Here is a 25,711-nt window from a genome sequence, read left to right as displayed (position 1 = left end):
AGTGAGTCGCGGCAATTTCAGCGTGACTCTGCACAGCCAAAACTTCATGCCTCTCCGGCGTTGAAACACACCCGATATCTGACACGTGCCGGGCGCGAAACGAGCGCCGGCGGCCTCGTCGCGTTCGCATTTCCGGTAAGGTAATGTCTGGTAAGCAGATGGCATCTACCGCCCGTAATTGCCCAAATGCTCGTCCTCAAAGCGCTCTAATCTCTCTACGCGTGCATGGAGTTGCGCTGTATCGGCTCCTTCAATCACATATCAGGTCTACTACGGGAAGCCACGTCAGGCACCGCGGAATCTCAGCCAGTCCAAACCGCAGCCACGACGTTCGAGGGAGAAAAATCTTGCGGCGCTGCCTTTACATCGCGATGCTCTTTTGCATACTTAATCTTCAAGCCTGCGCCAATTCGGTGGAAACGTTTGCGCTTGGCGGAATCGTTGGTGCAGTGGCGGGTGTCTCGGCCATCGTATGTGCGGTCGGGTGCAAATGACTCGCAATACGAAGCGCGCAAGCGTTCGCGACATGGTTCGCCGGAATGCGGCCAGCGCGCGCTACGCCGTTCTGCATGGCAGCCGGGAGTTGAAGGATGTCACGCTCTTCCTCTCGTTGCCTGAACCGGCTGACGGCGTTTTACCTGTCGCGCAGCGAACGGCATTGGGCGGGCGCTCGCAAGAAGTGAGCGACACGCTGATCGATCGGCTTCTCAAACGCAACGACGTTGTATAGCTGATGGAGTGCGATCAAAGGATCCGTCGTGTTCCTTATCGCGGCAAGCAGCGTCGTAGCGACGTGCTGCGCTTCCTGAGAGTAGCGGGGCCTCGCGTACGCGCACTTGTCTATAGCCACCAGGCCGAAGAAGGTCCTGTCTGGATCGACGTCATGTCGGGTGAAATCTCCGCCCGCTAACACGGCGCCTGAATCTGCCTGCGTTTCCCGTCTCTTGCACTGCTTGCGGGTGCGACGGGAAGTAGCGTCGATTAGCGCTGCTTCAACTGCGGCAAGGACACGTTGTTAATGATTTTGTATTTCATGAACCAGCGAGAGGCTATCAGGCATCTCGTGCAAATCCGGCGTGACGCGTTAGCCAAGCCAAGTTCGGATGTCATTGTCAAAACCCACTTGCATGAAAGCCCTGGTGTTGAAGGCGTTGAACGTGTCCTGCTTGACGTAAGGGCCGCCCGTACCGCCTATTTCGTGGAATGCGGTTCGAAGTCGGAAGACCGGATCGTGTTCATTACATGAGTGCGGTGCCCCGCTGATCGCGGGAACCCGGCTTCATGCGACAGCAGTCATGCCGCTTCGAATCGCCATTCCTCAAAGCTCCTTAACTCCCCGCTCTGGACGTCGACCCATAACATTTCCCCGTCGGACGTGTGGCTGAAGACCAGCGCACGTACCTCGCGCTGACTGTCCAGGAATCCCAATACTGCACGCAGCGTGTGTTTGCCGCGATACCGGATCGCACGGCTTGATACGCCATGGCCGCTAACCAGCATGATGGGGTTGATGCGCACTTTGCAAGCAATCTCGCCTGTCGTAGAAAAATCCATTTCATTCTCCAAGTACGTTGATTACCCGGTGATAACGTCAGCGGTGCGAACAACCTTAGGCTACGAAAGACCCGGTAAGAGAGTGGGCTGGAGGAAGTCTTCGCGCCGGGTGGATAGTTCATCAACGGCTGGATCGCTCACTCGCATAAGACATTATTAATGTCTGAAAAAGCCATAAAAATTTCTCCGTCTACAAGCGGGTGACCAGGCGCTAAGCAAAGTGTGCATTACCCAGTCTTTCATCGCCACGCCGGTGCGGCTTAGTCCATAAGCCCCTTGGCTTGCTAGTCATTGCAGCCTCTTACGCCGCCTTTCCAACGCTACAGATTAGTACCTGACGGGTCGATATGACGTCTGGGCGAACGAATCCGTGCACTCGCCATTCAGTATAGGCAGCATTGCGAACCTGATCGACGCAGCCGATTCGGCATCACGGAACAACCAATCAAGAGGCACCATGGCACTCGATTCCAGCATGTCAATTTCATACTCGGATTTGCCCAATAGCACGGCAAAACCGTCGACCAATACGCAGAGCAGCACGCTTCCTGAGCGGCCGGCCGCGACAACACCAGCAGGAAGCGGAGATGCGTTGATGGAGGCCCTCAAACTCACGTTGCAGCGCATGGGGATCGACCCGAGCGGGTTTGCTTCGGCCACTACCAGTTCTGCCGACACTGACTCCTTTCCGGACAACTCCGGCACGGCCGGGTCCCAGGCGCGGGGTGAAGCGAACAAAAGCGCTGGCAAGCAATTCCTGGTGGCGCTGTATCAGGCACTGGTCTTGCAGCACGGGCTCGATGCACCTGCTCAAAAAAACGGTGATGCCACGTCAGCGGACCCGGTGACATCGGCTTATATCGATCTTGGCTCATCCATAGAAGAGCTTGCAAAGACCGTTCGATCCACCGCGGTACAGCGCAATAGCCCAGACGACACGTGGGACTGGCAGCTCGATGACCCGCTTGGCTCTACTTCCGGCAGTGGTGAGAGTTCAACCGACAGCACCACAATTGCCGGCGCTGTCAGCACGCTCGACAATGCATTGCAATCCTACGTGGCACCTGACGGCGATGAAGGAGAAGTGTCGTTAGCGGATGTGCTGGACGGTTTGAGCGAGGAGACTAAAGGCATTAGATGGAGTCCGATCGGACTGGTAGTCGACGTAAAGATCTAAGCCTCGTGGTGTCGATTGTCCATTGATCGCTCTGCGGTAAGTGCTCGTAAGGAGTCGAGAAAAACGGGTGATCTTTCATTAATCAACACTTGCCGTTACGCGTGATCATTCAATGTCGAAAGAGAGTTCTAGCGACCTGGCATGCGTCAAGTCTGCCTTGAGGCTGCCTCGATCCCTTTATCTTTATTGAAAGCGAGCTTGATCATGAATGTTAACAACTCTATGCCCGCAGAACGTATTGCGCCGACATCCATGCGTCCGACCGGCGGGAGCTCAGGCGGAGCGGGTGGCAATAGCGCCAAGACCGATTTGCCGTTATCACCTGCCGAGCAGGCAACTCCCCCGGCGTTGCCTTCGAACGGCCTGATTGGCACCCGCATCAACACCAGCGCCTAAAGGGTAGCGGCCTCATCTATGTTCAACTTGCAGTCTTACAAAAGCCACGCGCGGCTGGTGGCATGCCTCGTGGCGAGCGTGGTCATATTGCCAATGGAAGGTTGCGCGGTGGCTGCGCTGCCGTGCCGCCTGGCGTCGGCCACGCTCAAGATCGTGCCGGGCGTGGGCCATGCGGCCGCCGCGCCGTTTGACACATGCGCCGATGCGATCGATTGACCATGACCGGCTCGCCGCTCGGCACGACGAGCGGACGAGTGCGGCTTAATGGCAGGTCCGCAATCCAGAAGCGGACTGTTATTTGCATCGAGCACGAAGCATCGTGCATCGAGCCGCGCGCGGGCAAGAACCTTTATCTGGTGAATCATTAAAACCATGAACTCGCTAAAGTTTGTGATCCTGGCTAGTGGTATGGCTTCGTTAGCCGGATGCTCAGGCGGCTCGAATTCCATTGTGGACATGCCGACGTTCGCACCCGTCGTGGTCTCGAGTCCGCTGAATATTGAAACCGGTGGCGCGATCTTCCAGGGCGGCAGCGCGCTGGCCTTATACGAAACGCCTCACGCGCAACATGTGGGCGACGTATTGACGATCCGGCTGGCCGAGTCCTATTCGGCTAACAACAGCGGCAATGCGTCAGCCAGCCGTTCCAGCGACATCACCGCGGAAGCGGCGGACAAGTCGAGCGGCGCCGCGGCGCGGCTGGCCAAACTATTCAACATCGGGTCCGCGAGCACGACATTCAGTGGGCAGGGGGCTTTGACCAACACCACGGGGATGACCGGCACGCTGGCGGTGTCCGTTATCGCGACGCTGCCTACCGGCAATCTCGTGGTTGCGGGTGACAAGATCATTGCGATGAACCAGAACCACGATCGCCTGCGGTTATCGGGTATCGTGAATCCCAAGGACATTGAAGTTGGCAATTACGTGTCGTCCAGCAAGGTTGCCAACGCGCGCATTGAACAGGCGGGTGTGGGTTTGCTTGCCGATTCAACCACAGTAGGCTGGCTCCAGCGAATGTTTCTTAGCGTGCTGACGTTCTGATCCGGCAAGGATAGCGGCCTGGCACTTCTCGCGACTGGCGGTTCTTCTTCCTGGCCTAGCCGCTGACAGCGGCATAAGCGCAGTCGCTAACGACTTCTTGACCTACATCAGACGGACGGGACGCTGGTCGGTCCGGCCGGGTGGCTCACGCGGTCCAGCGCCCGTTTTCAGGGCGCGCGCTTCACGGGGCGGACCGATATTTTGCCAGCGTGCTCAAGTCTTCATTCAGGCTCGTGCGGATCGTTGTAATCGCCTCGTCCACGTTGGCCGGGCGCAGAAGATTGCGCGCCAGTGCTTCGTAGACGTATTGCCGGATCGCAGGGACCTGCGTCTTTAGCAGCACGTCGTGGTAGATCTCCCTCATCTCGCTTTCCCGGCCGTTCAGGTCATATAGCCGTTGCAAATGCTGGAGATCATTAATCACGGCAAAGCCCTGTGCGAAACTTTCCCGGCCTGCGTGTCCGTCGTCCAGATCGGAGGGTAAAGTACTTTGGGCGAACGCGCTGCAGGCGCCGGTGGCCAGGATGCTTGCGAGAAAGAGAGTTTGGGTAAGTTGTTTCATGATCATCGAGTAGGACTTCGAAAAAGCGGAAGTCGAGTAAAAAATGACAACGCAACCTCGTCTTCGGCAGGTGACAAACTGGGCAACAGTACTGATCGTCTCCCGAGCGCCGGTAGACAAGCATGACTAACCTTCTGTAGCCTTGGGCACATCAGTGCCCATACCCGGTTGCGATCCATCGCCCCACGCATTGCCCATTTGCAAGCTTATGATTGCGCACTTTCGCTAATGCTGAAGCACCGAGCAACATGCGCGTTCGCCAAGTCCTTTCGAAATCTTATAAATAATTTCGCCGCATTTATTCGATCAGGGCAAGTAAACGCATACCTGACCTGAGCAGAAAGGAGCTTAAGGAAATATTCGGTAAGCGTTAGGGCAAAGCCTTGTCTTTTCCATGCAATTTACTTGAGTGGAAAAGAGGATCATTCAATCCAGGGAAGCTCGTTAGCAATACAATGCGTCGCTTCTCCCTAACGTCTTCGTCAAGCGATCAATGGATCAATTCATCGACGATATTTTTTTGATCTCTGTAAAATTTGCGGAGGGAGCATGTTGCTGATCAGTGGTGCAGTTGGTTTTATGTCCGGGGTTCTGGTGATGTTTTTCCTCCTTGGACTTCGGGTGCCTGAAGATCGGGTAGCCGATGTCGCCAGCACCCTGATGAAGCGCAATCCGGCCAAAGCGCGGACAGTGAGCGCCGAGGCGTTCCTGGATGTGCGCGGTTCCCGGGCCTGAATCCCTGGCTTAGCCGCGTGGCGCTGGCCGATGCGGCAGTCAAGCAGTTCATATAAGAAGAGGATTACGCCAATGACGAAAAGAAGCATTGCTGAAGACGCTCAGGACGTGATGCGGGCAGCCGCCCTGATCGAGCTCGGTGCACGAATTCAAGTGCTGGAAAGCGAGGTCAACCTTTCCCGGGACCGCATGATCCGCCTCTATCAGGAGGTGAAGGGCGTGTCTCCGCCGAAGGGCATGCTGCCGTTTTCGGTCGACTGGTTCCTGACGTGGGCGCCGAATATCCACGCATCGCTCTTCTACAACATCTACAGGTTCCTGACGGATCTCGCGGGTTGTTCGCATTTCGATGCATTGACGAAGGGCTATACGCTCTATCTCGAACATTGCGAGCGTCACGACAGCTACGTTCTGTTGAGCTTCACGCGCGCCTGGACGCTCGTGCGTTTCTTCAATGCAGGTATCCTGCAGTTGACCCGGTGCTGTTCCTGCACGGGCAAATTCGTTACGCGCAGGCAAGACACGGCACACAATGCGATATGTGGCAGTTGTCAGCCGCCATCGCGGGCAGGCAAGAGTGCCAAGGCAGGCTCGCGCATCACGGAAGACGAAGGCGCAGGCGAGTGCACCACCGTACAGCCCGAAGTCATGGACGAGATGAATTCAACGCTACCCGGCGGCGACGTAAAGCCGGAGCAGCAGGAAGCGTCTTACGGACAAGCTGCCTGAACTATCATCGATATGCGGGTCCAGGCGTGTCTTGCCGGACTCGTGACAAGTCTGCGGCTTCCCCGGCCGCGTCAACGCTTCTTTCTTCCAGTCAATCCGACGTTGCAACCACCATCTTGTTGATAAGCGCCGTGACCTTGGTCGTCGTGCTTGCGAAGCGGTCGAGCTTGGCGCCGCTTGTCTCGTAGCTGGCGGCCACCACGATCTTTCCGTGTTTCATCAAGGTGAGATTGATGGCGGAAAGGTACTCGGTGTAGCCGTCGGTGAATGTACGATGCCCCCAATCGGTAGCCGCGCTGTACACGAGCGTCGCTTCGCAATTGGGCGGTGAGTTCCCCGGTCCATAGACGGTCGATTCCACCCCGCGTTTATGCAGCGCGTATTGCAATGCCGGAACAAAATCGCCAACGGGGACCAGGGAATTCCACTCGATGCAGACAGCGTGAAGCGATGCCTGATCGCCATTGACGAAGGTTGGCGATGAGTGATTCGATGCAATGCTCATCCCGGCTTGTACGACCGACCCCGCTGCATCGACAGCGGATATGACCGTCAATGCGCAGCCGGATAACAAGCCCGTGCTGACCGTGGCGCAGACGAGCGAGGCAATGGGCAGAGACCTTTTAACCCGGCAGACGAGGAGCCCCATTGGTCTAACGATGTCTGTCATGCCCATGAGGCTGCTACTCCTGGTTTGAGCTGTTCAACGCGTGGCGAGCAGGCGCAATTCGTGAGGACCTTGCACGCTTGCGGTAACGCTGACTCGGCCAGCCGCGCTCTTGACGACCATTGCAACGACGGAGAAAAGTACATGCCTTGCGTGATGCCCGCGATGAAGACGAGTAATAGTTCTGCCGACTTGCATGATTGATTTCCGGGAATAAACAGGGTGCTGGTTGCGATTCCATTAGCAGAAGACAGGGCCTCGTCTGGTCGCAACGCCATGGTCGCGTACTTTGGCAAACGCTGAAACGTCAAGCAACAGACGGCTCCCGCGAGTCCTTGCTAAACCTTTCCTCAAGGATTGCGAAAGTCGTGCAGCTTGCTTAGCTCATCCTGCATCAGCTGGCATCAACGCTACTGGTCTTCCATTGCTGTACGACGGATTTCACCCAGGCGTCGGGGGCTTTCAGCAGATAGACGAGCGTGGCGTTGCGCGTAGCCGGCAAGAACCGCAAGGTGATCGAACTCACCGCGTTTTCCCATTCATAGACCGGCAGCGCATTGCCTGCCGATGTGGATGCGGTCGCATGGGCTCCGGCCCGGGGCGCACCATAGCGGTCGGCTAGCGCATGGCGCAGGTCGGACGCGGTGCCTTCGTCTATGACGAACGACATCTCGTACAACCGGAAGTCCGTCTGTCCGTTGACTCGCGCGAAACGCAGCATGTGATCCTGCGCCGGCGTCCCGTCCACGACTGCCTGCGAGAGCGCCCAGCCATTGGCTCTTTGATGCGCCCAGCGACAAGCGACCGTCAGGCTTTCACGCGTCTTGAGACTCATGCCAAGGGAGCCGGCGATTACATCCGTTTCGCAGACCGGCACGCTGTCGACCGGGGTCGCCCTGACTGTCGCGCCTGCCTGGAATTCATTGAGCGTTATGCCGAGAGGGATCCCGCGAAACTCGAACGGCAAATCCCGAAGACGCCTTTTCTGATCGGCGGCCTTGCTCGTGGAGCCACCCGTTTCGTGGAGGATCGGGTCCGCATGCGCGGTGACAAAGGGAGTGAGCGACAGCACTCCGGCAGCTAGCGCAAGCGCGCAGACAAGCAGTTGGGGTTTCATGGCTTAGTTGACCGCCGACGCACGCCGGTCGAATGACATGCCCGCCGTTTGTCCGGCGGGCACAACCTTGCCTGGTATTACTGAAGGCGGTCGATTGCATTGAGCCGTTGTGGGCGCATGCAGCCGGGTTGAAAAGCAGGCAGGTTCTGGATTGCCGTGATGAGTCATGGTAAGCCTCGCGTAGCGCATTGATTCCGAGCCTCTATTCGACACCGCGCATGGAAACCCCTGCTTGCGGGTAACCGATGCGTGGCGAAGCGTTTTACGTGTCGAATCATCGCACCGGCTTTGGGCATGCGATGTGAGAAGGAGTGCGCGGTTTCCCGCAGTGCTTACGACGTCTTTCCGCTGCTTACCAATTTTTATCGTGGGGATTGCGAGGCTCGCGGGGCTCGGCCAATCGTGAACGTCACGAGCCTGAGCTAGAACATTGTGTTGTCGTTAGCCGCGTGCTCGGGCACCGGTTGGACCACGTCCCAATGCTCGGCAATCTTGCCGTGATCGACGCGGAAGATATCGACAATGGCATTGCCCCGGTCCTGCGGGTTGCTTGTCGAATGAACGTGAAGGAAGACGAGATCGCCGTCGGCGGCGCTGCGCACGATCGTCGAGCGCGCCTCGGGGTTTGTCTTGAAGCGCTCGGTAAAGAAGCTGATAAACGGCGCAGACCCGCTTGGCACGTGCGGGTTGTGCTGAATGTAATCGGGAGCAAGCACGGTGCTGGCAATGCTCAGGTCGTGCTGGTTGAATACGGTGTTGTAGAAACGCACGACCAGCGCACGGTTGCTTTCTTCCTGGGCGAGATCTCGCGTGGCGCTATGGCCCGGCGTGGCGCTATCTTGCGCGAAGGCGGCATGACTCGCGACCAGGGCAAGCAGTGCGGTAGCGGCGAACGCACGACGAAGGAGGGATGGTTTGAGGGGTGTGATGGTCATGGGAAATCCTTTTGGGGCGTTTTCTTTCACCAGGCGCTTACCCGCTTTATCGCAGGGCAAGTGCCAGCTCCACGAACTGCTGGACGCGCGAGTTCACGTCGCCATGACGATGGGCGATGTATAGCGTCGTCTTGGTATCGTCATCGTCAAGCTCCCTGAACACAACGCCCGGTATGGCGATGGCCTTTAGCGTGGCCGGCACCAGTGCGATCCCCAATCCCGTCGCCGTCAGGCCGATCAGGGTAGACGCCTGCTGCGCTTCCTGGACTACATAAGGTTCGAAGCCGCGCTTCGCGCATAAGGCGACGGTCTGCTCATGCACCGCCACTCCCGCTTGCCTTGGATACGCTATGAACGGCTCATTGCGCAGGTCCGCGATCTTGACGGACGCGGCCTTGGCAAGCGGATGCCCTGCATGCATGGCGAGCAGCAGCGGCTCTTCCAGCAGCGGTGTGAATACCAGATTCGACGGCGGCGTGGAGAGCGGCAGGCGCAGCAGCCCGACATCGAGGTCGCGGGCGTCCAGCTGTTCAATCTGCTGCGACGAAGACAGCTCATGCAGCCCGATCTGCACGTTCGGCCGTTGCGTGCGGTAGGCATGGATCAAGCGGGGAAAAAGCGGCGACAACGATGACGCATTGGTAAAACCCAGCCGCAAGCGGCCGACCTGCCCGCTAACAGTCTGCCAGACATTTTCCTTGGCGAGGTCGATCCGCGCCAGGATGTGCTTGGCATCGTTCATCAGGGAAAACCCGGCTTCGGTCAACACCACCGAGCGGCTCGTCCGATGAAAGAGGCGCGCGCCAAGTTCTGTTTCGAGGGCCTGGATCGCAAGGCTCAAAGGCGCTTGCGTAATGCCCAGCCGCTCAGCGCTGCGCCGGAAGTGCAACTCCTCGGCGAGCACGACGAAATACTCCAAGTGCCTGACGTGCATTGATTGTCTCTGTAAATCAATTAGATTTTCTGGAGAATAAATCAGAATGGATTCTAAGGCGATACTTGTTCCGAAGCTAATAACAGAGGGAGACAAGATGAACGGTATCGAACTGACCGAGCGCTTGCGGGCCGGTGTTCCTGTCTACGCGCTGGGTATCCGCGCATCGCGAACCACGGACGTGGTGCGCTGGGCCAAAGCAACCGGCTACGACACCATATGGATCGACATGGAACACAGCACGCTGCCCGTGGATACGGTCGCGCAGTTGTGCTCATGCGCAGTCGATCTGGGCCTGACGCCGTGGGTGCGGGTCCCTGAGCGGGACTACGGCACGATCAACCGCGTGCTCGACGGCGGCGCGCTCGGCATCATCGTGGCGCGGGTGGAAACGGCAGCACAAGCCAGGGACGTAGTCACGGCAACGCGCTTCCCGCCGCTCGGACAGCGCTCGCAACTCGCGACGCTGCCCTACGTGAACTTCGAAAAGCTGCACGCCCGCGAACTCAATCAAACGCTCAACGACGCTACCGCGATCAAGGTGCTGATCGAGAGCCGCGCAGGCGTGCAAGCGGCGGATGCGATTGCGGCAGTCGATGGTGTGGACATCCTGGCAGTCGGCTGCAACGACCTGAGTGCGGACCTGGGATACACCGGCGAGTCGACGCACCCCGAGGTGGTGGAGGCCTGCCGCCAGGTCATTGCCGCCGCTCACCGTTGCGGCAAGGTCGCGATCGTGGGGGGCATGCCGGATAGCGATGCATTGACGAGCCTTAGAAAGGAAGGCGCCGCGCCCTTCATTTTTGCGGGTATCGATACGGATCTATTCCTGAACGCACTGCGTCAGCGGATGGAAAGCAGTCGCGCGGCGTTCCTCTAAGCCCCGTTTATTTCAACTATTCAAGACCCATTGTCATGGCCGAGACTCCGCTGATTTCCACCCCGATGCGTGCGTTCGACACGCTGTCACGCCCCGCCTTCGAGATGCCCGCTCATGCTTGCGACGCGCACATGCACGCGTTCGGCCCCGAGGCACTGTATCCCCATGTGGAGCACCCGCATTACACGTTGCCGGACGGTAAGCTGGGACCCTACCTGCAATTGATGAACGCGCTTCAACTTGAGCGTTTCGTGATCGTGCAACCGAGTTTCTACGGCACGGATAACCGTTGCCTGATCGACACCTTGAACGCCGCCGGACCCATCGCACGAGGCGTTGTAATGATCGAGGAAAATACCGATGCCGCCACGCTTGACCGTTACCATCGGGCAGGCGTTCGTGCCGTGCGCTTGGACCTGTTCGCGCGTTCGGCGCTGCCGACCGAAGAGATTCAGCAGTACATCACCCGCATGGCACGGCTGTGCACGAGCCTCGGCTGGCATGTGCAGTTCTACGCGCCCGGTTGGGTGGTGCGTAACCTGATTCCGTTCCTGGCGGACGTGCAGTCGGACTTCGTGATCGATCACATGGGCTACATGCTTGAAGAGGACGGTCTCACAGCGGCGGATTTCGAGCGCTTGCTGAGCCTGCTCAAGGACGGCAATTGCTGGCTCAAGCTGAGTGCGCCGTACCGGATCGCCAAACATCGCGGGTACGACGCCGTTGCGCCGATGGCGCAGAAGATTATTGACGCAGCACCGCACAGGGTGATCTGGGGATCTGACTGGCCGCACATTCCCGACTCGACTCGCGACACCGGAGAGCTGCTCAATCTGCTTGGCGCGTGGACGGAAGACCCTGTGGTTCGCCAGATGATTCTCTCCGACAACCCCGCGCGGCTATTTGATTACTGACCTGTATCACGGAGTCTTCAGGCGATGAATTATCAACCGCATCCCGCTTTTGCCGAGCTATTCCGTGCGTTTACATCGGACCCGGCCAGCATTGGCAACCAGTTGACGCAACAGATGACTCAGCGTGAGGCGGACGCGCCGCTGCTGGTGTCGACCGGTTCGGACATCGTGCTGTTTCCGGGCGGCGGACGGCCCGCGTCCATAGAGAGCTTTCGCAAATCGACGCGAGGTTTCATCGAACTGACCGCCGTGTCCCATCTGCCGCTTGCAATAGCCTATCTCGCACGAATGCGCGAACTCGGCGCCGGCGACAACGGCTGGCAGCAAGCTGCCGCGAAGCTGCTGGTTCATGCACGCACTACCCGTGAGGCCAATTCACCAGCGCTATGGCGCGACGAGATCGCGGTCCGGAGCCTGGCGGGCTTCGACGTCAAGCTGGCTAATCTTGTCGACTATACGTGCGGCACCACAGTCGATCTACTTGAACGCGTAGCAGACGAACCTGCGTTGATGAGCTTCGATTTCTTGCGTGATCACTATTTTGCCCCGCTGGGTTCGGACACGCTCCCGGTGCCCATGAACGACGTGATGTTCGCGACCTTCGGTCTCGCGTTCCTGGATATCGTCTACCGGATCGGCAACTGGCTGCGTGCTCAGGAGCTCGACTGGTCGCGCCTGATGGTGCTGGTCAGCGGAAGATCGGGCCGCCCGACGGCGGGTGCAACCTGGGCGACCAACAACATGTGTCATCTGATCTGGCGCGTCTCTGACGGTGCGTTGCCGCTTGAACGCGTGTTTGTTGCACCGCATGCGCCGTCGTTCTCGGTGGCGGAGTTGCCCGATGCCACGGGTCTGGCCGCGCTGGAAGACACCTACCGGATGCTGTGGCAGAACACGCGTGCCAGCATAGATGTGGCGCGTGAATTGTTTCCGGATCATCCAGGGTATCGCTTTGAACCGGCAGCCGCCGAGCGTATGCCACCCATCACTTCAGTGAACGACCGGGATGCCACTACCGCGCGGCTCAGACGCATCATGGAAGACCCGTCGCAACTGCTGTCGAACTGTGTGGCCGACTACATCATCGATCAGTTGCAGACCAACGGGAATCGCCCGGAGCAAGTGGAGATTCCGGGCTTCACGAACGTCATCTATCCCGGGCCGTCGACGTGTTAGAAGCTCTCAAGCGGTAGCAAGCAACAAGACATTGGCATGGCAGGGCGGTCATGCCGATCTATATAGAAAGCCCGCATACTGGAGACGTTACACCATGAACCATCTTGAAGCCGCACCCCCTGGAGGCCGCGCTGTCCGCCCGGTCGTCAGCATTACGCTTGTCTGTTTCGCCGTGTCCATGATCGATGGATTCGACACACTCATGCTGTCGTTCGTTGCGCCGCTGCTGGCGAAGTCGCTGCAGATCGACCATGCGTCGCTCGGGCGCGTGTTCGGAGCGGGATTTGTCGGCACGGTGCTGGGCTCGCTGATCATCGGGCCGCTTGCCGATCGTTTCGGCCGCAGGAAGATGCTGGTGCTGGCATTGGTCGTGACAGGGGGCTTCACGCTGGCCTGCGCATTCGCGAATTCGGCCGGTACGCTCGCAGCATTGCGGTTTCTAGGCGGCCTCGGCATGGGCGGCGCGATTCCGCCTATCGCAGCAATCACGGCCGAAAGCGCTTCGTCGGAACGCCGCTCGTCGCTGGTCATCCTGATGTTCATCGGCTTCCCGCTTGGTGCGGTCGTCGGCGGCGCGATCACGGCCGCGCTGATGATGAAATTCGGCTGGCCGTTCGTGTTCCTGATGGGCGGATCATGCGCACTCGCGGCAATCATCCCGGTGCTGCTGATCCTTCCGGCCGCGACGCCGGCCGAGGCAACGAGCAAACCGGCCATGCAGGCAAGCGATGGTTTCATGGGCGATCTGCTGGCCCGGTTCGTTGGCAACCTGTTTGCCGAGGGGCGCTTCGCCGCGACCTTCGCGCTCTGGTTCGGCGTGCTTGCCAGCATGATCCTGTCGGGCTTCCTGGTGAGCTTTATGCCAACCATCCTCAACCTGAACGGCGTAGCCCCGGACCGGGCCGCGTTGGGTGCAGTCGTGCTCAACGTGGGTGCGATCGTCGGAGCGTTGCTGATCTCGCTGATCGTGAGGCGAGGCGCGCCGTTTGTCGCGGTGGCCGTGGCGTTTGTTGCTGGCGCCGTGATGGTCTTCACGCTTGGCCGGGTGATCGGCGCGGGCAACGCGGCGTTTGGCTTGCTGTTCGTGGTGGGCGCGTGCATTGTCGGCGGCCAGTTGACCTTTCCGGCCATTGCCAGTTGCCTCTTTCCCACTGGCGTTCGTGCTGCAGGCGTGGGCTGGACGCTGGCCATCGGGCGTACCGGGTCGATCATCGGACCGGTGGCCGGCGGCATCCTGCTCGCGCAGAACTGGTCGCTCGGCCGCCTGTTCCTGGCGGCGGCCATGCTGGCATTGTTAGCGGCGCTTGGCATTACGCTGGCCAATCTATGGCGTCCACGCGGCGACGGCACGCTGCGCCACAAGCCTTTTTCGAAGTTGATGATGACCGGACCGGAGGTTAGCGATGGCAAGCACTGAGACGCTTACAGCGCCTTTTGCACCCCTTCTTACGCCAGTGCAGAAGCTGGCGACCAGCGGTGCGCGAGCAGTCGAAGTCTTCGGCATCGACCGCCAGCTTTTTGCTGTCGTTCCTCAACTGGCGCTCGACATTCCTGGCCAGGCACCCGGAATGAACGTGGGCGACAGCGACATCGACGCGTTGATCTATATCTGGGAAGCGGGGCGGCTCGTCGAGCACGATGCACTTTCGATGCCCGGTGGCGAGGACGCGGAGTACTTCGAGATGGGTGACCGGCGCTTCCTCGCGACCGTGGGCGTGCGCTCCGGAAGCGGCCCTTATACGCTGGATGTCGAATCGGTCCTGTACGAACGCGACGACAATCAGTGGACCCCGTTCCAGCGTTTCCCGACGTTCGCGGGCAAACAGTGGCGCTTTTTCTCCATTGGCGGCAGGCATTTCCTGGCGCTGGCGCAGGGCGTTACCGTCGAAGGCGTAACACCCAAAAACCCGCGTGAATCCCGCATCTTCGAATGGGACGGAAAACAGTTCGGCCTGCTGCAGATACTCGAAGGACATTGGGGCTACAACTGGGAATTCATTACGTTTGGAGGCCAGCACTATCTGGCCTATGCGGATCATGTCAGCGGCTCTTGCATTTATCGCTGGCGGGGCGAGCGTTTCGAGGTCATTCAACGCTTTGACGAACCGGGTGGACGCGCATTCAGTTTCTTTATCGAGCAGGACAGGCTGTGGATGGTGCACGCGAACCTGATGGGCGAGACACGCTTGTTCCAGTTCGATGAGACTCGGATTCAGTTCGACTCGGTCCAGTCGCTCGGCGGGGCGGGCGGTCGCGAGCTCTGCCTTGTGGAAGGTGCGCGCGGCCGTTATCTCGTGCGTGTGTGTTTCATCACCGGCACGCCGCACGCACCGCATACGCAGCAGCAATCGCAGATATTCCTGTGGAGACAGGACCGCTTCGAACTCGTCGATGAGTTTCCCACCTCCGGCGGCACTGACGCCGCGGTCTTCATGGCGGAAGGCCAACGCTATCTGCTGGTCAGCAACAGCCTGGCAGAGGACGTTCGCTTTCGTGTAGATAGCGTGCTTTATCGATTCGATGGCTGAACGCATACCCGACGCGCAACGCGGGCGGGCTACCGCATGACCCGACGCCTTTCCTGCTAACCGAGGTCAATGACCTTCGGTTAGGAGTGCCCTCATGCAGGGGCGGGGTGTTCTTTTGCCTAAAAAAATAAACGCCATAAGGCGACACGACAAGGGCGGCCTTGGACAATGCCGCTCGCGGCCATGGCTGTGAAGAGTCAGGGCGCATGCGCTTTGACTCGCAAATCAGGAGACAAGCATGAAAAAATACCGTCGAAAAGCCATTGGATGGACTATCGCAGTAACCGTGCCGTTGATGGCCGCGGGTTGCGGCGGCAGTGACAGTAGTACTGTGGGTGACCCGAATCTGGTTCAGACCGCTCAGGGCCAGGCAAGAGGCATAACCGTCAACGGGGTGCATGAGTATCTGGGCTTGCCGTATGCGGCGCCGCCCGTCGGCGCGCTTCGCTGGAAAGCGCCTGTTGCGGCAGCACAGTACTCGGGCGTTTATGACGCATCGCATGCCGGGTCGGAGTGCGTGCAGGGTACGGCGCCTGCCATGGCAGGCAGCGAAGACTGTCTGTACATGAACATCTATGTGCCTGGACCGACTACGGTAACCACTCCTTTGCCCGTGCTGTTCTGGATTCACGGCGGCGGGTTTATCAACGGCTCCGGTATTGCCACTGATGGCTCAGCCCTGGCTGTCAAATCGAATGCGATTGTGGTGACGTTCAACTACCGGCTCAATGCACTGGGCTTTCTCGCCCATCCGGCGCTTGCCGCCGAGGATCCGAACGGAGCTGCGGGCAATTATGGAGTCATGGACCAGGTCGCTGCACTGACTTGGGTGCAGAAGAACATTGGCGCATTCGGCGGTGACCCGAAGAACGTGACTATCTTCGGCGATTCAGCTGGCGGACATTCCGTTTATGTTCAACTTGCGTCGCCCGGATCAGCGGGATTGTTTGCGAAGGCGGTCGCGCAAAGCGGTGACTTCAGCCGGGTTCAAGCGACACTGGCCCAAGCTGAAACCAGCGGCACCACGCTTGCGAACGGGTGGGGCTGCGGCTCGGCCGCGAGCGCAGATTGCCTGCGGCAGCTTCCTGCTGCGGCCACCTTGCAAGGCAATCCCAACGCCTGGTACGCGATCGTCGACGGCAAGGTGCTGCCCACCTCGACGTCCCAGGCATTTGCCGCCGGCACGTTCAATCGTGTGCCCCTGATATCGGGGTTTACGCAGAACGAAGGCACGTTTTTCGTCGCGGCGGCTTTCGATGCCCAAGGCAATCCGGTCCAGGCAGCGAACTACACGAATACCATTGCGGGGTACCTCGGCGTTCCCGGTGCCAGCACGGCCGCACTTTATCCGCTTGCCCAGTATTCGTCGCCCAGTCAGGCACTGGCAGCGGCACTTGCCGACTACAGGTTCGTTTGCACCGCCCTTCAGGACGGCGACAATCTCGCCAGGTTCTCGCCAGCGGTGTACATGTACCGCTTTTCTGATCCGGCGCCATACAACGTGGGCGGACTGACTTCCATTCTTCCGCCGACCACGCTTGACTACGGCACCTTTCATTCGTCCGATCTCGACTACTGGTGGCAACTGATTCCGACACCCACCGCCAATCAGGCAACGCTGTCGGACGCAATGACGGCAGCGCTCTCGGCATTCGCTCACTCCGGCAATCCGAATACGGGGAGCACGGTTGCGAACTGGCCGGCTTATACGTCCGCGACGCGACAGATTCTCGACTTTGGTTATCCCGTCTCGAACACGTATGACGCGTATAGCGCCCACAATTGCAGTTACTGGTATGGGCAACCACCCTCGCAGCACTTGTGACGCGAAGCCGCGCGGCTGGCAGGGCGCCAGGATCCGCGTGCATCTGACCCGCGGGTGATCCTGCCTTGAAAGCAGGGTCCCGCGCGGATGCGACAATGCTATCTTCCGGCATTCATGCTGATCCAGAGGATAGCGTTCATGACTGGCACGTCGCAATTGAATCGAAACTGTCATCAGGATTCCTTAGTACTATCCATGAGCTGTGCCGGTTGCGCTCTCGGACTCAGGCAGGTCCAGCCTTTCAAAGCGGCATACAGCCGTCTTCCGGGCAAACAGAACGCTCAGCGCGGCGCCTGAGGACGCGATCCCTATTGCGAGGAGCAGTGTGTTGGTGCCGCCGAAGAACTGTTGTATCGCGCCTCCGATGAACGGGCCGAGAATGGCGCCAAGCCGGCCAACACCCAGCTCCATTCCTACCGCCGTGGCGCGTATGCTCGTAGCGTAGGATGCGGCCGTGAAGTTGTTGAGAACAAACTGCGCGCCGATGATGCAGAACCCGGCTGCTGCAGCGCAGATCATGTTGGCAAGGTGATTGTGCAGGAAAATGAGCGCCAGGACGGACACTGCGCCGCCCGCCCACCACGCACAAAGCCACACGCGCGGCGACCCGCGGCGATCGACGACGCAGCCGCACACGAGTCCACCTGCAAACGACATCATCTGCATCAGGGCACCGAAGCCGAAGCTGGCAGAGAAGCTTTCGCCACGTGTCTGCATCAATGTCGGAATCCATCCCGACAGGCCGAATATGCAGAAGAGACTCAGGAAGCTTGTCAGCCATATGGCGATGGTCAACCTGCGATATTCCTTGCTCAGAAGTGCAAGCACAGGTGCTTTCGGCATGGCGGGCGCCGGTGCAATGTCACATCGCTCGTAGAAGTCAGCGCGCTCGGGGCGGAGTTTCATGAGGATCGCCTTTACTTCAGCCTTGCGTCCTCGCAAGAGGGCGAACTTGGGCGATTCCGGCAGATACAGGTAAAGAAGAGGGATAAGAAGTACGGAAGATGATCCGACCCAATAGAGACCGCGCCAACCCGTCAAAGGCGTGAGGAAAACCCCGACCAGTCCGGCGATTGCACCGCCCATCGCCCAACCGAGCGCGACGCCCCAAAGGGAAAACGTATTTGCTACGCGGCGCGGCGCCAGTTCATTGATATAGGTCGTGGAAAGCGGCAGCAGCACCCCGAGTCCCAGGCCCGTCAATATCCGGAGCACACAAAACGACGCAAACGAGTCGGCAAGCACCGCCGTCAGTATGGAGAACACCGTGGTGATCCAGAGGCCGGCGATCAACGTTACACGCCGGCCGAAGCGGTCGGCGACGACGCCGTGAAACGCCGCGCCAAACAGGAAGCCGATCAGTCCGCTTGATACCAGCATTCCGGCCTGCTGAAGTGTCAAAGCCCATGGGCCCCTGACGTAGTGAATCACATACGCCGGATTGAACGTGTCGTATCCGTCAAAGAGCGTGAGCAGGGCCAGTATCACACCCAGCCGCGCATGCATTTTGCCGACCCTGGCTTCAGCCAGTTCCTCATGCACGTTGATGACGTCTGCTTGCATGGTGTCTCGCTCCACGATATTGATTTTGTGACACGGCCTTGTCATCGTTGGACCGTCGTGTCATGACATTGCCTGCCCCTGATGCCGGTTTGCCTTGATGCCCTATGGCATGCGGTCAGTCCTCGAACTTGAACAGGCGCGCGGCGTTGGTCCGGCCGATCTTGATCCGGTCGTTGTCGCTGATCGACGCCGTATCGAACCACTCGGCCGCGTGGTCTACGTTTTCAAACGGCCAGTCAGCGGAGAACAGGATGCGGTCAGACCCAATTTCAAGCATTGCATCGACCAAGGTCTGTGTCCGGAAGTTGCCCGATGTCGTCAGCCAGAAGTTCTCATGGAAGTAATCTGCTATCCGCCTTTTCGCGGGATAGGCAGGTTCAGTCTTGACCCATGCGTTGCGGTTGTCGACGCGCCACATGCTATACGGCAGGCCTTCGCCCATATGCCCGAGAATGATCTTCAGGCGAGGGTATTCGTCGAAGAGTCCGGAGCCCATCAAACGCAACGCGTGCACGGCCGTTTCCTGACCGAAGGCCCAGGTCGGACCGAGCAGCCACGGATGACCGTCGTAGATGGGAGCATGCGCGGGCAGCGGATTGCGTGGATGCAGGTAGAAGGGCACGTCAAGCGTCTGGACGGTAGCCCAGAACGCGCGAAATTGCGGCAGGTCGTAATACAGCACGCCACCTTTCTCATCCGACTGCGAGAACCCGTTGACCAGTGCACCAACGAAGCCGAGCTCCTTCACACAGCGCTCGAGTTCGCGCGCGGCCAGTTCCGGTGATTGCATGGGCAGCGCAGCGAAGCCTTTGAAGCGGTCCGGGCGTTTCGCGATCTGTTCGGCGAGGAAGTCGTTCGCGCGGCGTGACAGGTCGTACGCCGCCTGCGTGTCCGGAATCGCCTGCACCGTCGGCGCATTGAGCGAAAGAATCATCAGCTCGATTCCGTTGTTATCCATTTCCTGGATCCGGCGTTCCTGAATATCGAGCAAGCGGCTTTTCAGCTCGACCCAGTATGAGGGAGGCACGAAGCCTGCGGAGTCCTGAACAGTTTCATCAAGGGCGAAGTGCTCTTCCAGGGCGATCTTGCGGGTGGCTTTGAATGACATATGACGCTCCAATAGTCTCAGTATTGACCTTTGGGTTCGAGGCCGAGCGCCATCTGCCCGTACATCGTTCCCACGGTGTCCCAATTCATGCTGATGTGGCGGCCGACAGCGTTCGCGTCCCGCCATGCGCGCTGTACCGGATGAGAAAGGTCCAGGCCTTGGCCGCCCGTTGACGCATTCAACGCTTCGGTTGCACGAATGGCAAGTGACACGGAGAAGGCTTGCCCACGGCGGCTCGTGATCCGGTCCTCCACTGAAATCCGCTGCCCGCTTCTGACGGTCGCCTCGCGTTCGGCCAGATCTGCCAGGAGGATTCTTTTCGCTGCGTCGCAACTGGCGGCGGCCTCGGCGACACGCAGCTGGATAGTCGGGAAGTCGGCCATTTTGTTTTGCCCTCCCGCGACCGCTCCCCGCGTTACACGGCGGCTGGTACGGTCCAGGTAGTCTTCAAGCGCGCCCTGCGCGGCGCCGACAGCGACCGATGCGAGACAGGACGGGATGGTGCTCAGCATCGGAATGGCGAGGCCTGGCTGGTCTGGATAGAGGCGGGCGCCCGGCGTCTGGCCGGTCGTTGTCTCCGAAAACATCAGGGCGCGATGAGCCGGGACAAATACCTTGTCCAGAACCAGCGTCTTGCTTCCGGTTCCGGCGAGGCCGACGACATGCCACGTGTCGTCGATTGAATAGTCTGTCGCGGGCACAAGGAGGAAGGCGGGGGCAGCCGCGGCGCGGCCGTCGCCGGCAGGGAGAAACGCTGAACAGAGCGACCATTGGGCACATTCGCAACCGCTTGCGAAGCTCCAGCGCCCGCTGATCAGGAAGCCGCCGTCCACGGCCTCGGCCTGACAGGCGGGGGCATAGGAACCGCAGACGAGCGCGTCGGGTGTGTCCTGCCAGACGTCGCGTTGGGCCTGGCCCGGAAAGCTCGATACCAGCCATTGATGCGCGGAGAGCAGTCCGGCCACCCACGCCGTGGAGGCACACCACTTGGCGAGATCAATGTTCAAGTCGACAAGAACGGAGAAGTCATATCCGTATCCGCCCAACGCGCGCGGCTTGACGATGGCGAAGTAGCCGGCCGCGCGCAGTGCCTCGATGCTTTCCATTGGCACCCGGCGATCTTTTTCAACCTGGGCGGCCCCGGCACGGAGCGTTGCACTTAAACCGACAATTCTTTCACGCAATTTGTCCACACCCGGAAGGCAGGCCTCGGGCGAAAACAGGGTTTCAAAAGCTTTTTCTGCGACAGCCATGATGACTTCACCTCCATGGAATTCGTTGCGGCAGGGGCCGCCCGCATCGCGTGCGGCGACGACTGGATTCAGCAATTCAGCAATTCAGCAATAAGCGGCGTTGCGATACAGCAGCGGACTGGCGGCCTCATTGAGTCGCACATGGACCGCCGTGCCGATGAAGATGGTGTGGGTGCCAAAGGGAACGGCCGCGACCTTCCGGCAGAAGATGTTTGCCTGGGCATCGCTCAGGAAATCGATGCCGTGGGCATTTCTTTCCCAGTCGCCCGTGAGGAACCGCTCTTCGGGCGTCGCCTTGCCACTGAACGCGGTTGAAACCGCGGCGTGATCGTGTCTTAGCACGTTGACGCAGAAGCCCCGCGCGGATTGAAGGATGTCGTGCAGGAACGTGGACTGGTTCACGCAGACAATCATGGAAGGAGGCTCCATGGACAGCGAGCTCACCGCCGTCATGGTCATGCCGTGACGGCGGCTCTCATCGGAGGCGGTAACGATCGTGACCGTGGATGCGATACGGCGCATGGCCGCACGGAACGAAGCCCCCACTTCGGGCTGGGGGATGGACGGGGTTTCCATGACGTCTCCTGACAGGGGGCGCGGGCTCTGAGGCACCGTGTTGCATTTACTATATTTGCATTTGCAAATGTTTTCAATGAAATTAATGCGGATGGAATTGTTGGTTTGATAGAATTGCTCAATGAGTTGGCCAATAAGCTCGAGGAAGCGACCCGTGTACAAACTGACTGACTCCGTTCCCTACCTTCTGAACCGTGTGGGTGTGCGGATGGGGGATCTCTTTTCGCGCAGGATCGCCTCGTACGGTGTGACCTTGCCGATGTATCGGGTGATGGCCGCGCTCCTGGAGGTTCCTGATCAAAGGCTTAACGACCTCGCGTTGATGACGACGATCGAGATCTCGACCCTGTCACGGCTGATCGGCACGATGGAGAAGATGCGGCTGGTCTCTCGCAGCAGGCTCGAAAACAACGCGAGAACGGTGGCGATTGCTCTGACGAAGGGGGGCGAGGCGCTTGTGGCGGAATTGATGCCGATCGCGCAGCACTTCGAGGAAGTTGCGGTCAGCGGACTATCGAAGACGATGCTCGCGATCTTGAAGAAGACGCTTGCCGATGTCTACTCGCAACTCGACACGCTCGAGAGCGAGATCGAACTTCCTGCCTCTGAAGAAAAATAAGATCGCTCAAGGGCCAGGAACTTCCGCGCCCGCGTTTTGTACCGGGCGCGCTTCGCGGCGTCTGGAATCACGATGAGTCGGGCAACGTCCAAACCTAACGCGAGAACGCCTCAAAGATGAGTTGCCTGAGCCACTGATTGCTCGGTTCGCGGTGATTTCTGGCGTGCCACAGGACATTGATCACGATGTCCGGAATTTTCACGGGACAAGCCACGGCTTCAAGGCCGAACGGCGCAAGCGTTTTCATTGCATAGGCTTCCGGTACCACGGCAATCAGATCGGTCGTCTGGAGAATGTGTCCAACCGCGACGAAATGCGGTACTCGCAAGCGGATATGCCGGCCGACGCCGGCCCGCTGGATGGCTGAATCAACCATGCCATGGCCAGTGCCTTCGGCGATGATTGAAACGTGCTCGGCTTCACTGAACGCCTTGAGCGACATTCCCGTTTTGGCAACCGGGTGACCTTTGCGGAAAATGCAGACATAGCGTTGTCGAAACAGGCGGCGTTGAAAAAATCCGGTCTTCAGGTCCGGTAAAAAACCGACCCCGAGGTCCACCTGTCCTTTTTCCATCTCGTCGCGAAGCGTATCGGCCTGGTTGCGTACCGTGCTGGTTGTCACGCCGGGGGCCACCTTCGCCAGCTTCTCCATGAGGGCAGGAAGAAAATAGATTTCTCCAATATCTGTCATGGCAACGGTGAATGCACGCGTACTCGATGCAGGGTCGAAGGTTGATGGCGCGTTGAGCGTGTTGTGGATCGTCCCCAGCGCGTAGCCTATGGGTTCGGCAAGAGTCTCGGCGAAGGGTGTCGGTATCATTCCCTTCGATGTCCGAATGAAAAGTTCGTTGCCGAGAATCTTGCGCAGCCGGTTGAGCGCGTTGCTGATGGCCGGTTGAGAAATACCGAGTGTCCCGGCCACGGCCGATACCCGGCGCTGACGCAGCAGTTCGTTGAATACCACCAGCAGGTTCAGGTCAATGTCCTGAAGCTCCATGTTGCGTCTCCTCTTTTCTGGTTCTCGCATTATCACTGCCAGTGATTTTATATATCAACCATCTTCTATTTATCAATAACGCTTCCGGCGGCATGATCATCCCATCGATAGACCAGACCGGAGACACTGGCGTCATGGACGTATCAATTCTGCCGCTTCGGCGGACCCTCGATGTGCGCGCCGGGGAAAACCTGCTTGACGTACTGCGCGCAAACCAGATCCCCATTTCTTACAGTTGCATGTCAGGACGTTGCGGCACCTGTCGCTGCAAGCTTGCCTCGGGCCGTGTGCTGGTGACCGGCAGTGAAGATTCCAGTGCGCCATCCGGCATGGGTGAGTCGGTCCTCGCGTGCCAGACGACGCTGGTTGAGGATTGCGCGATCGAGATACCGGATGTCGATGAAGTCGTCGTTCATCCCGCGAAGATTCTGAAGACTACAGTTCTCGCGATTGAAGACCTCACGCATGACATAAAGCGTGTGCGACTCGGTCTGCCGAAGCCTTTCGAATTCTCGCCCGGGCAATACGCGAATCTGCAATTTGCGCCGCACCATGCCCGGCCGTACTCCATGGCGGTCACGCAAAACCCGGACGAGATCGAGTTTCATATTCGACTTGTACCCGACGGGCGAGTCACCTCGTATGTGGCCAACGATCTGAAGGTTGGTGACTCGGTGCGCCTGAGCGGTCCGCTCGGCACGGCCTATTTACGCCGTAAAACCGACGGCCCGATCGTGTGTATTGCGGGTGGCACGGGTCTCGCGCCCATCCTCTCGATCCTGAGAGGCATGGCGGATATCGGAATGAATAACCCCGTGCATGTCTATTTCGGCGTGCGTTCCAGCATTGATATCTATGGTGAACCCTGGCTGAGCGAATTGCGAAGCCGGCTTCCACACATGAGCTTTCACATTGTCGTTGCGTCCGGGATGGACTCGGCGGATTACCGCGGTGGTGTGGTGACGCAGGCAGTGAGCGACGACTGGAGCCATATGCAGGGTTGGACCGCCTATGTGGCCGGCGCGCCGGTCATGGTCGAGGCGGCGTCCATGCTGCTTCGCCAGAGGGGCATGGCGCCCGAACGAATTTACGCCGACGCCTTCTATTCGACCGGTGTTTGACGACTGAACGGCGCCTTGTAAATCAAATCACAGGAGACACAGCATGAACGAGACTCCCCTTGTTTTTAAGCGGTCGGAATGGAAAGGCGAGGGTTCCAGCCGGATTCCATTCTGGGCATACACAGACGACGATATCTACCGTCGCGAGCTTGAGCGGTTTTTCTACTCGCGACACTGGTGCTATGTGGCGCTTGAGGCCGAGATTCCGAATCCCGGCGATTTCAAGCGCACAGTCATTGGCGAGCGGTCCGTGATTGTCACCCGGGCGGCCGACGGCGAAATCCATGTGGTGGAGAATGTCTGCGCGCATCGCGGTGTTCGCTTTTGCCGGGAGAAGTTCGGCAATCGAAAGGACTTCACCTGTCCGTACCACCAGTGGAACTACGACCTCAAGGGAAATCTTGTCGGCGTTCCCTTCCGTCGCGGGGTGAAGCTTGACGGTCGAGTGAACGGCGGAATGCCATCCGATTTCGATCCGAAGGATCACGGTCTCACGAAGCTGAAAGTCGCAATCCGCAACGGTGTTGTGTTTGCGTCGTTCGACCACGGCGTTCCATCGCTCGAGGAGTACCTGGGGCCCACCATCCTGGGCTACTTCGACCGTGTCTTCGATGGCCGCAAGCTGACCATTCTCGGATATAGCCGGCAGCGTATTCCCGGGAACTGGAAGCTGATGCAGGAGAACATCAAGGATCCGTATCACCCCGGGTTGCTGCATACATGGTTCGTCACGTTCGGACTCTGGCGGGCAGACAACAAATCCGAACTGAAGATGGATGAACACTTCCGGCACGCAGCCATGATTTCCACACGTGGCGCCGGTGGCAAGGGCGATGTGACGAGCGGTGTATCCAGCTTCAAGGACCAGATGAGCCTGCACGATGATCGCTTCCTGGATGTCGTCAAGGAGGCGTGGTGGGGCGAACCGACAGCCGTGATGATGACGCTGTTCCCAAGCGTGATCATCCAGCAGCAGGTTAACTCCGTGTCGACAAGGCACATCCAGCCAACCGGGCATGGTTCATTCGATTTTGTCTGGACGCATTTCGGATTCGAGCAGGACGGCGAGGAGATGACGTGGCGGCGGCTTCGCCAGGCCAATCTGTTTGGCCCGGCAGGTTTCGTTTCCGCCGACGACGGCGAGGTTATCGAATTTTCCCAGGAAGGCTTCGAACAAAAGCCGTTCCATAGAACGGTGGTCGAGCTTGGCGGGCGCGAAGTGGCGGATTCCGGTCACATGGTTACCGAAACGCTCATTCGCGGAATGTACGACTACTGGCGTCGTGTGATGGAGGTTTGAG

At 59.1% G+C, this 25,711-nt stretch carries 28 protein-coding genes; 17 read left to right on the top strand and 11 right to left on the bottom strand.

The window, feature by feature from the left end:
• The first annotated feature begins 490 nt into the window (after positions 1–490).
• Both ABH944_RS10085 and ABH944_RS10080 read left to right on the top strand, forming a co-directional pair.
• Entirely contained in the window at positions 491–730 is a 240-nt protein-coding gene (locus ABH944_RS10085) for a hypothetical protein (RefSeq protein ID WP_404606651.1), read from the top strand.
• Between the two features lie 288 nt (positions 731–1,018).
• Complete coding sequence (locus ABH944_RS10080) at positions 1,019–1,246, top strand: hypothetical protein (protein ID WP_404606648.1); 228 nt, start codon at positions 1,019–1,021, stop codon at positions 1,244–1,246.
• Between the two features lie 47 nt (positions 1,247–1,293).
• Here ABH944_RS10080 and ABH944_RS10075 read toward each other — a convergent pair whose 3' ends face one another.
• The gene (locus ABH944_RS10075; protein WP_404606647.1) at positions 1,294–1,554 is read right to left on the bottom strand and encodes a hypothetical protein; all 261 of its coding nucleotides are present in this window, start codon (positions 1,552–1,554) and stop codon (positions 1,294–1,296) included.
• Positions 1,555–2,029: 475 nt separating this feature from the next.
• On the opposite strand from ABH944_RS10075, the gene ABH944_RS10070 reads away from it, so the two are divergent.
• The 4 genes from ABH944_RS10070 (at position 2,030) to ABH944_RS10055 (ending at position 4,171) form a co-directional block, all read left to right on the top strand.
• Positions 2,030–2,731 (top strand): hypothetical protein, encoded by a 702-nt coding sequence (locus ABH944_RS10070; protein ID WP_404659363.1) that lies wholly within the window; start codon positions 2,030–2,032, stop codon positions 2,729–2,731.
• A gap of 204 nt (positions 2,732–2,935) precedes the next feature.
• Entirely contained in the window at positions 2,936–3,127 is a 192-nt protein-coding gene (locus ABH944_RS10065) for a hypothetical protein (protein ID WP_404606644.1), read from the top strand.
• An 18-nt stretch (positions 3,128–3,145) separates the two neighbouring features.
• A complete protein-coding gene (locus ABH944_RS10060) occupies positions 3,146–3,343 on the top strand; it encodes a DUF6726 family protein (protein ID WP_404606643.1) in 198 nt (65 codons plus the stop codon).
• Positions 3,344–3,535: 192 nt separating this feature from the next.
• Positions 3,536–4,171, top strand: a complete 636-nt coding sequence (locus tag ABH944_RS10055; protein WP_404606641.1) for a flagellar basal body L-ring protein FlgH — start codon at positions 3,536–3,538, stop codon at positions 4,169–4,171.
• Between the two features lie 181 nt (positions 4,172–4,352).
• On the opposite strand, the gene ABH944_RS10050 is transcribed toward ABH944_RS10055, so the two are convergent.
• Entirely contained in the window at positions 4,353–4,733 is a 381-nt protein-coding gene (locus tag ABH944_RS10050; RefSeq protein ID WP_404606639.1) for a hypothetical protein, read from the bottom strand.
• Between the two features lie 549 nt (positions 4,734–5,282).
• On the opposite strand from ABH944_RS10050, the gene ABH944_RS10045 reads away from it, so the two are divergent.
• On the top strand, positions 5,283–5,468 hold the full coding sequence (locus ABH944_RS10045) for a hypothetical protein (protein WP_404606637.1): 186 nt from the start codon (positions 5,283–5,285) through the stop codon (positions 5,466–5,468).
• A gap of 72 nt (positions 5,469–5,540) precedes the next feature.
• Entirely contained in the window at positions 5,541–6,197 is a 657-nt protein-coding gene (flhC, locus tag ABH944_RS10040) for a flagellar transcriptional regulator FlhC (protein WP_404606636.1), read from the top strand.
• Positions 6,198–6,288: 91 nt separating this feature from the next.
• Here the strand turns inward: flhC and ABH944_RS10035 are convergent, their stop codons facing one another.
• From ABH944_RS10035 to ABH944_RS10020, 4 genes are all read right to left on the bottom strand, one after another.
• Positions 6,289–6,867, bottom strand: coding sequence for a hypothetical protein (locus tag ABH944_RS10035; RefSeq protein WP_404606634.1), 579 nt, complete (start codon positions 6,865–6,867; stop codon positions 6,289–6,291).
• A gap of 391 nt (positions 6,868–7,258) precedes the next feature.
• Entirely contained in the window at positions 7,259–7,981 is a 723-nt protein-coding gene (locus ABH944_RS10030) for a hypothetical protein (protein WP_404606633.1), read from the bottom strand.
• A gap of 422 nt (positions 7,982–8,403) precedes the next feature.
• Positions 8,404–8,916 (bottom strand): nuclear transport factor 2 family protein, encoded by a 513-nt coding sequence (locus ABH944_RS10025; RefSeq protein WP_404606631.1) that lies wholly within the window; start codon positions 8,914–8,916, stop codon positions 8,404–8,406.
• 46 nt (positions 8,917–8,962) lie between these two features.
• The gene (locus ABH944_RS10020; protein WP_404606629.1) at positions 8,963–9,850 is read right to left on the bottom strand and encodes a LysR substrate-binding domain-containing protein; all 888 of its coding nucleotides are present in this window, start codon (positions 9,848–9,850) and stop codon (positions 8,963–8,965) included.
• Between the two features lie 97 nt (positions 9,851–9,947).
• Between ABH944_RS10020 and ABH944_RS10015 the strand changes: the two genes are divergently transcribed.
• From ABH944_RS10015 to ABH944_RS09990, 6 genes are all read left to right on the top strand, one after another.
• A complete protein-coding gene (locus tag ABH944_RS10015; protein WP_404606627.1) occupies positions 9,948–10,730 on the top strand; it encodes an HpcH/HpaI aldolase family protein in 783 nt (260 codons plus the stop codon).
• A 35-nt stretch (positions 10,731–10,765) separates the two neighbouring features.
• Positions 10,766–11,644, top strand: a complete 879-nt coding sequence (locus ABH944_RS10010) for an amidohydrolase family protein (protein ID WP_404606625.1) — start codon at positions 10,766–10,768, stop codon at positions 11,642–11,644.
• Positions 11,645–11,668: 24 nt separating this feature from the next.
• Positions 11,669–12,820: a DUF5624 domain-containing protein gene (locus tag ABH944_RS10005; RefSeq protein ID WP_404606623.1), complete on the top strand. Its 1,152-nt coding sequence runs from the start codon at positions 11,669–11,671 to the stop codon at positions 12,818–12,820.
• A 94-nt stretch (positions 12,821–12,914) separates the two neighbouring features.
• Positions 12,915–14,237, top strand: a complete 1,323-nt coding sequence (locus tag ABH944_RS10000; protein ID WP_404606621.1) for an MFS transporter — start codon at positions 12,915–12,917, stop codon at positions 14,235–14,237.
• The gene (locus tag ABH944_RS09995; RefSeq protein ID WP_404606620.1) at positions 14,224–15,348 is read left to right on the top strand and encodes a hypothetical protein; all 1,125 of its coding nucleotides are present in this window, start codon (positions 14,224–14,226) and stop codon (positions 15,346–15,348) included. The genes ABH944_RS10000 and ABH944_RS09995 overlap by 14 nt, the downstream gene beginning before the upstream one ends.
• A 238-nt stretch (positions 15,349–15,586) precedes the next feature.
• On the top strand, positions 15,587–17,173 hold the full coding sequence (locus ABH944_RS09990; protein ID WP_404606619.1) for a carboxylesterase/lipase family protein: 1,587 nt from the start codon (positions 15,587–15,589) through the stop codon (positions 17,171–17,173).
• A 189-nt stretch (positions 17,174–17,362) separates the two neighbouring features.
• Here ABH944_RS09990 and ABH944_RS09985 read toward each other — a convergent pair whose 3' ends face one another.
• From ABH944_RS09985 to ABH944_RS09970, 4 genes are all read right to left on the bottom strand, one after another.
• Entirely contained in the window at positions 17,363–18,736 is a 1,374-nt protein-coding gene (locus tag ABH944_RS09985; RefSeq protein ID WP_404606618.1) for an MFS transporter, read from the bottom strand.
• 115 nt (positions 18,737–18,851) lie between these two features.
• Entirely contained in the window at positions 18,852–19,844 is a 993-nt protein-coding gene (locus ABH944_RS09980; protein WP_404606616.1) for an amidohydrolase family protein, read from the bottom strand.
• Positions 19,845–19,861: 17 nt separating this feature from the next.
• On the bottom strand, positions 19,862–21,097 hold the full coding sequence (locus ABH944_RS09975; RefSeq protein ID WP_404606614.1) for an acyl-CoA dehydrogenase family protein: 1,236 nt from the start codon (positions 21,095–21,097) through the stop codon (positions 19,862–19,864).
• 84 nt (positions 21,098–21,181) lie between these two features.
• On the bottom strand, positions 21,182–21,673 hold the full coding sequence (locus tag ABH944_RS09970; protein ID WP_404606613.1) for a flavin reductase family protein: 492 nt from the start codon (positions 21,671–21,673) through the stop codon (positions 21,182–21,184).
• A gap of 154 nt (positions 21,674–21,827) precedes the next feature.
• On the opposite strand from ABH944_RS09970, the gene ABH944_RS09965 reads away from it, so the two are divergent.
• A complete protein-coding gene (locus tag ABH944_RS09965) occupies positions 21,828–22,292 on the top strand; it encodes a MarR family winged helix-turn-helix transcriptional regulator (RefSeq protein WP_404606611.1) in 465 nt (154 codons plus the stop codon).
• A gap of 94 nt (positions 22,293–22,386) precedes the next feature.
• Here ABH944_RS09965 and ABH944_RS09960 read toward each other — a convergent pair whose 3' ends face one another.
• On the bottom strand, positions 22,387–23,289 hold the full coding sequence (locus tag ABH944_RS09960) for a LysR family transcriptional regulator (protein ID WP_404606609.1): 903 nt from the start codon (positions 23,287–23,289) through the stop codon (positions 22,387–22,389).
• Between the two features lie 134 nt (positions 23,290–23,423).
• On the opposite strand from ABH944_RS09960, the gene ABH944_RS09955 reads away from it, so the two are divergent.
• Complete coding sequence (locus tag ABH944_RS09955) at positions 23,424–24,410, top strand: 2Fe-2S iron-sulfur cluster-binding protein (RefSeq protein WP_404606607.1); 987 nt, start codon at positions 23,424–23,426, stop codon at positions 24,408–24,410.
• Between the two features lie 43 nt (positions 24,411–24,453).
• Complete coding sequence (locus tag ABH944_RS09950; protein ID WP_404606606.1) at positions 24,454–25,710, top strand: aromatic ring-hydroxylating dioxygenase subunit alpha; 1,257 nt, start codon at positions 24,454–24,456, stop codon at positions 25,708–25,710.
• The last annotated feature ends 1 nt before the right edge of the window (position 25,711 follow it).

This window comes from Caballeronia udeis (genome assembly GCF_044909315.1).
Taxonomy (GTDB): Bacteria; Pseudomonadota; Gammaproteobacteria; order Burkholderiales; family Burkholderiaceae; genus Caballeronia; species Caballeronia udeis_A.
The sequence above is the reverse complement of the archived record's forward strand: the minus strand, read 5'-3'. Positions and strand labels throughout refer to the sequence as shown.

Excerpts from the sequence above, each read along its gene's own strand:
- ABH944_RS09985 (WP_404606618.1), bottom strand. The coding sequence starts at position 18,736 with ATGCAAGCAGACGTCATCAACGTGCATGAGGAACTGGCTGAAGCCAGG.
- ABH944_RS10010 (WP_404606625.1), top strand. The coding sequence starts at position 10,766 with ATGGCCGAGACTCCGCTGATTTCCACCCCGATGCGTGCGTTCGACACG.
- ABH944_RS10000 (WP_404606621.1), top strand. The coding sequence starts at position 12,915 with ATGAACCATCTTGAAGCCGCACCCCCTGGAGGCCGCGCTGTCCGCCCG.
- ABH944_RS10075 (WP_404606647.1), bottom strand. The coding sequence starts at position 1,554 with ATGGATTTTTCTACGACAGGCGAGATTGCTTGCAAAGTGCGCATCAAC.
- ABH944_RS10070 (WP_404659363.1), top strand. The coding sequence starts at position 2,030 with ATGTCAATTTCATACTCGGATTTGCCCAATAGCACGGCAAAACCGTCG.
- ABH944_RS10055 (WP_404606641.1), top strand. The coding sequence starts at position 3,536 with ATGGCTTCGTTAGCCGGATGCTCAGGCGGCTCGAATTCCATTGTGGAC.
- ABH944_RS09955 (WP_404606607.1), top strand. The coding sequence starts at position 23,424 with ATGGACGTATCAATTCTGCCGCTTCGGCGGACCCTCGATGTGCGCGCC.
- ABH944_RS09975 (WP_404606614.1), bottom strand. The coding sequence starts at position 21,097 with ATGGCTGTCGCAGAAAAAGCTTTTGAAACCCTGTTTTCGCCCGAGGCC.
- ABH944_RS10060 (WP_404606643.1), top strand. The coding sequence starts at position 3,146 with ATGTTCAACTTGCAGTCTTACAAAAGCCACGCGCGGCTGGTGGCATGC.
- ABH944_RS09980 (WP_404606616.1), bottom strand. The coding sequence starts at position 19,844 with ATGTCATTCAAAGCCACCCGCAAGATCGCCCTGGAAGAGCACTTCGCC.
- ABH944_RS09990 (WP_404606619.1), top strand. The coding sequence starts at position 15,587 with ATGAAAAAATACCGTCGAAAAGCCATTGGATGGACTATCGCAGTAACC.
- ABH944_RS10050 (WP_404606639.1), bottom strand. The coding sequence starts at position 4,733 with ATGAAACAACTTACCCAAACTCTCTTTCTCGCAAGCATCCTGGCCACC.
- ABH944_RS10025 (WP_404606631.1), bottom strand. The coding sequence starts at position 8,916 with ATGACCATCACACCCCTCAAACCATCCCTCCTTCGTCGTGCGTTCGCC.
- ABH944_RS10045 (WP_404606637.1), top strand. The coding sequence starts at position 5,283 with ATGTTGCTGATCAGTGGTGCAGTTGGTTTTATGTCCGGGGTTCTGGTG.
- flhC (WP_404606636.1), top strand. The coding sequence starts at position 5,541 with ATGACGAAAAGAAGCATTGCTGAAGACGCTCAGGACGTGATGCGGGCA.
- ABH944_RS09960 (WP_404606609.1), bottom strand. The coding sequence starts at position 23,289 with ATGGAGCTTCAGGACATTGACCTGAACCTGCTGGTGGTATTCAACGAA.
- ABH944_RS10015 (WP_404606627.1), top strand. The coding sequence starts at position 9,948 with ATGAACGGTATCGAACTGACCGAGCGCTTGCGGGCCGGTGTTCCTGTC.
- ABH944_RS09995 (WP_404606620.1), top strand. The coding sequence starts at position 14,224 with ATGGCAAGCACTGAGACGCTTACAGCGCCTTTTGCACCCCTTCTTACG.
- ABH944_RS10020 (WP_404606629.1), bottom strand. The coding sequence starts at position 9,850 with ATGCACGTCAGGCACTTGGAGTATTTCGTCGTGCTCGCCGAGGAGTTG.
- ABH944_RS10005 (WP_404606623.1), top strand. The coding sequence starts at position 11,669 with ATGAATTATCAACCGCATCCCGCTTTTGCCGAGCTATTCCGTGCGTTT.
- ABH944_RS09970 (WP_404606613.1), bottom strand. The coding sequence starts at position 21,673 with ATGGAAACCCCGTCCATCCCCCAGCCCGAAGTGGGGGCTTCGTTCCGT.
- ABH944_RS09950 (WP_404606606.1), top strand. The coding sequence starts at position 24,454 with ATGAACGAGACTCCCCTTGTTTTTAAGCGGTCGGAATGGAAAGGCGAG.
- ABH944_RS10080 (WP_404606648.1), top strand. The coding sequence starts at position 1,019 with ATGATTTTGTATTTCATGAACCAGCGAGAGGCTATCAGGCATCTCGTG.
- ABH944_RS10065 (WP_404606644.1), top strand. The coding sequence starts at position 2,936 with ATGAATGTTAACAACTCTATGCCCGCAGAACGTATTGCGCCGACATCC.
- ABH944_RS10030 (WP_404606633.1), bottom strand. The coding sequence starts at position 7,981 with ATGAAACCCCAACTGCTTGTCTGCGCGCTTGCGCTAGCTGCCGGAGTG.
- ABH944_RS10085 (WP_404606651.1), top strand. The coding sequence starts at position 491 with ATGACTCGCAATACGAAGCGCGCAAGCGTTCGCGACATGGTTCGCCGG.
- ABH944_RS10035 (WP_404606634.1), bottom strand. The coding sequence starts at position 6,867 with ATGACAGACATCGTTAGACCAATGGGGCTCCTCGTCTGCCGGGTTAAA.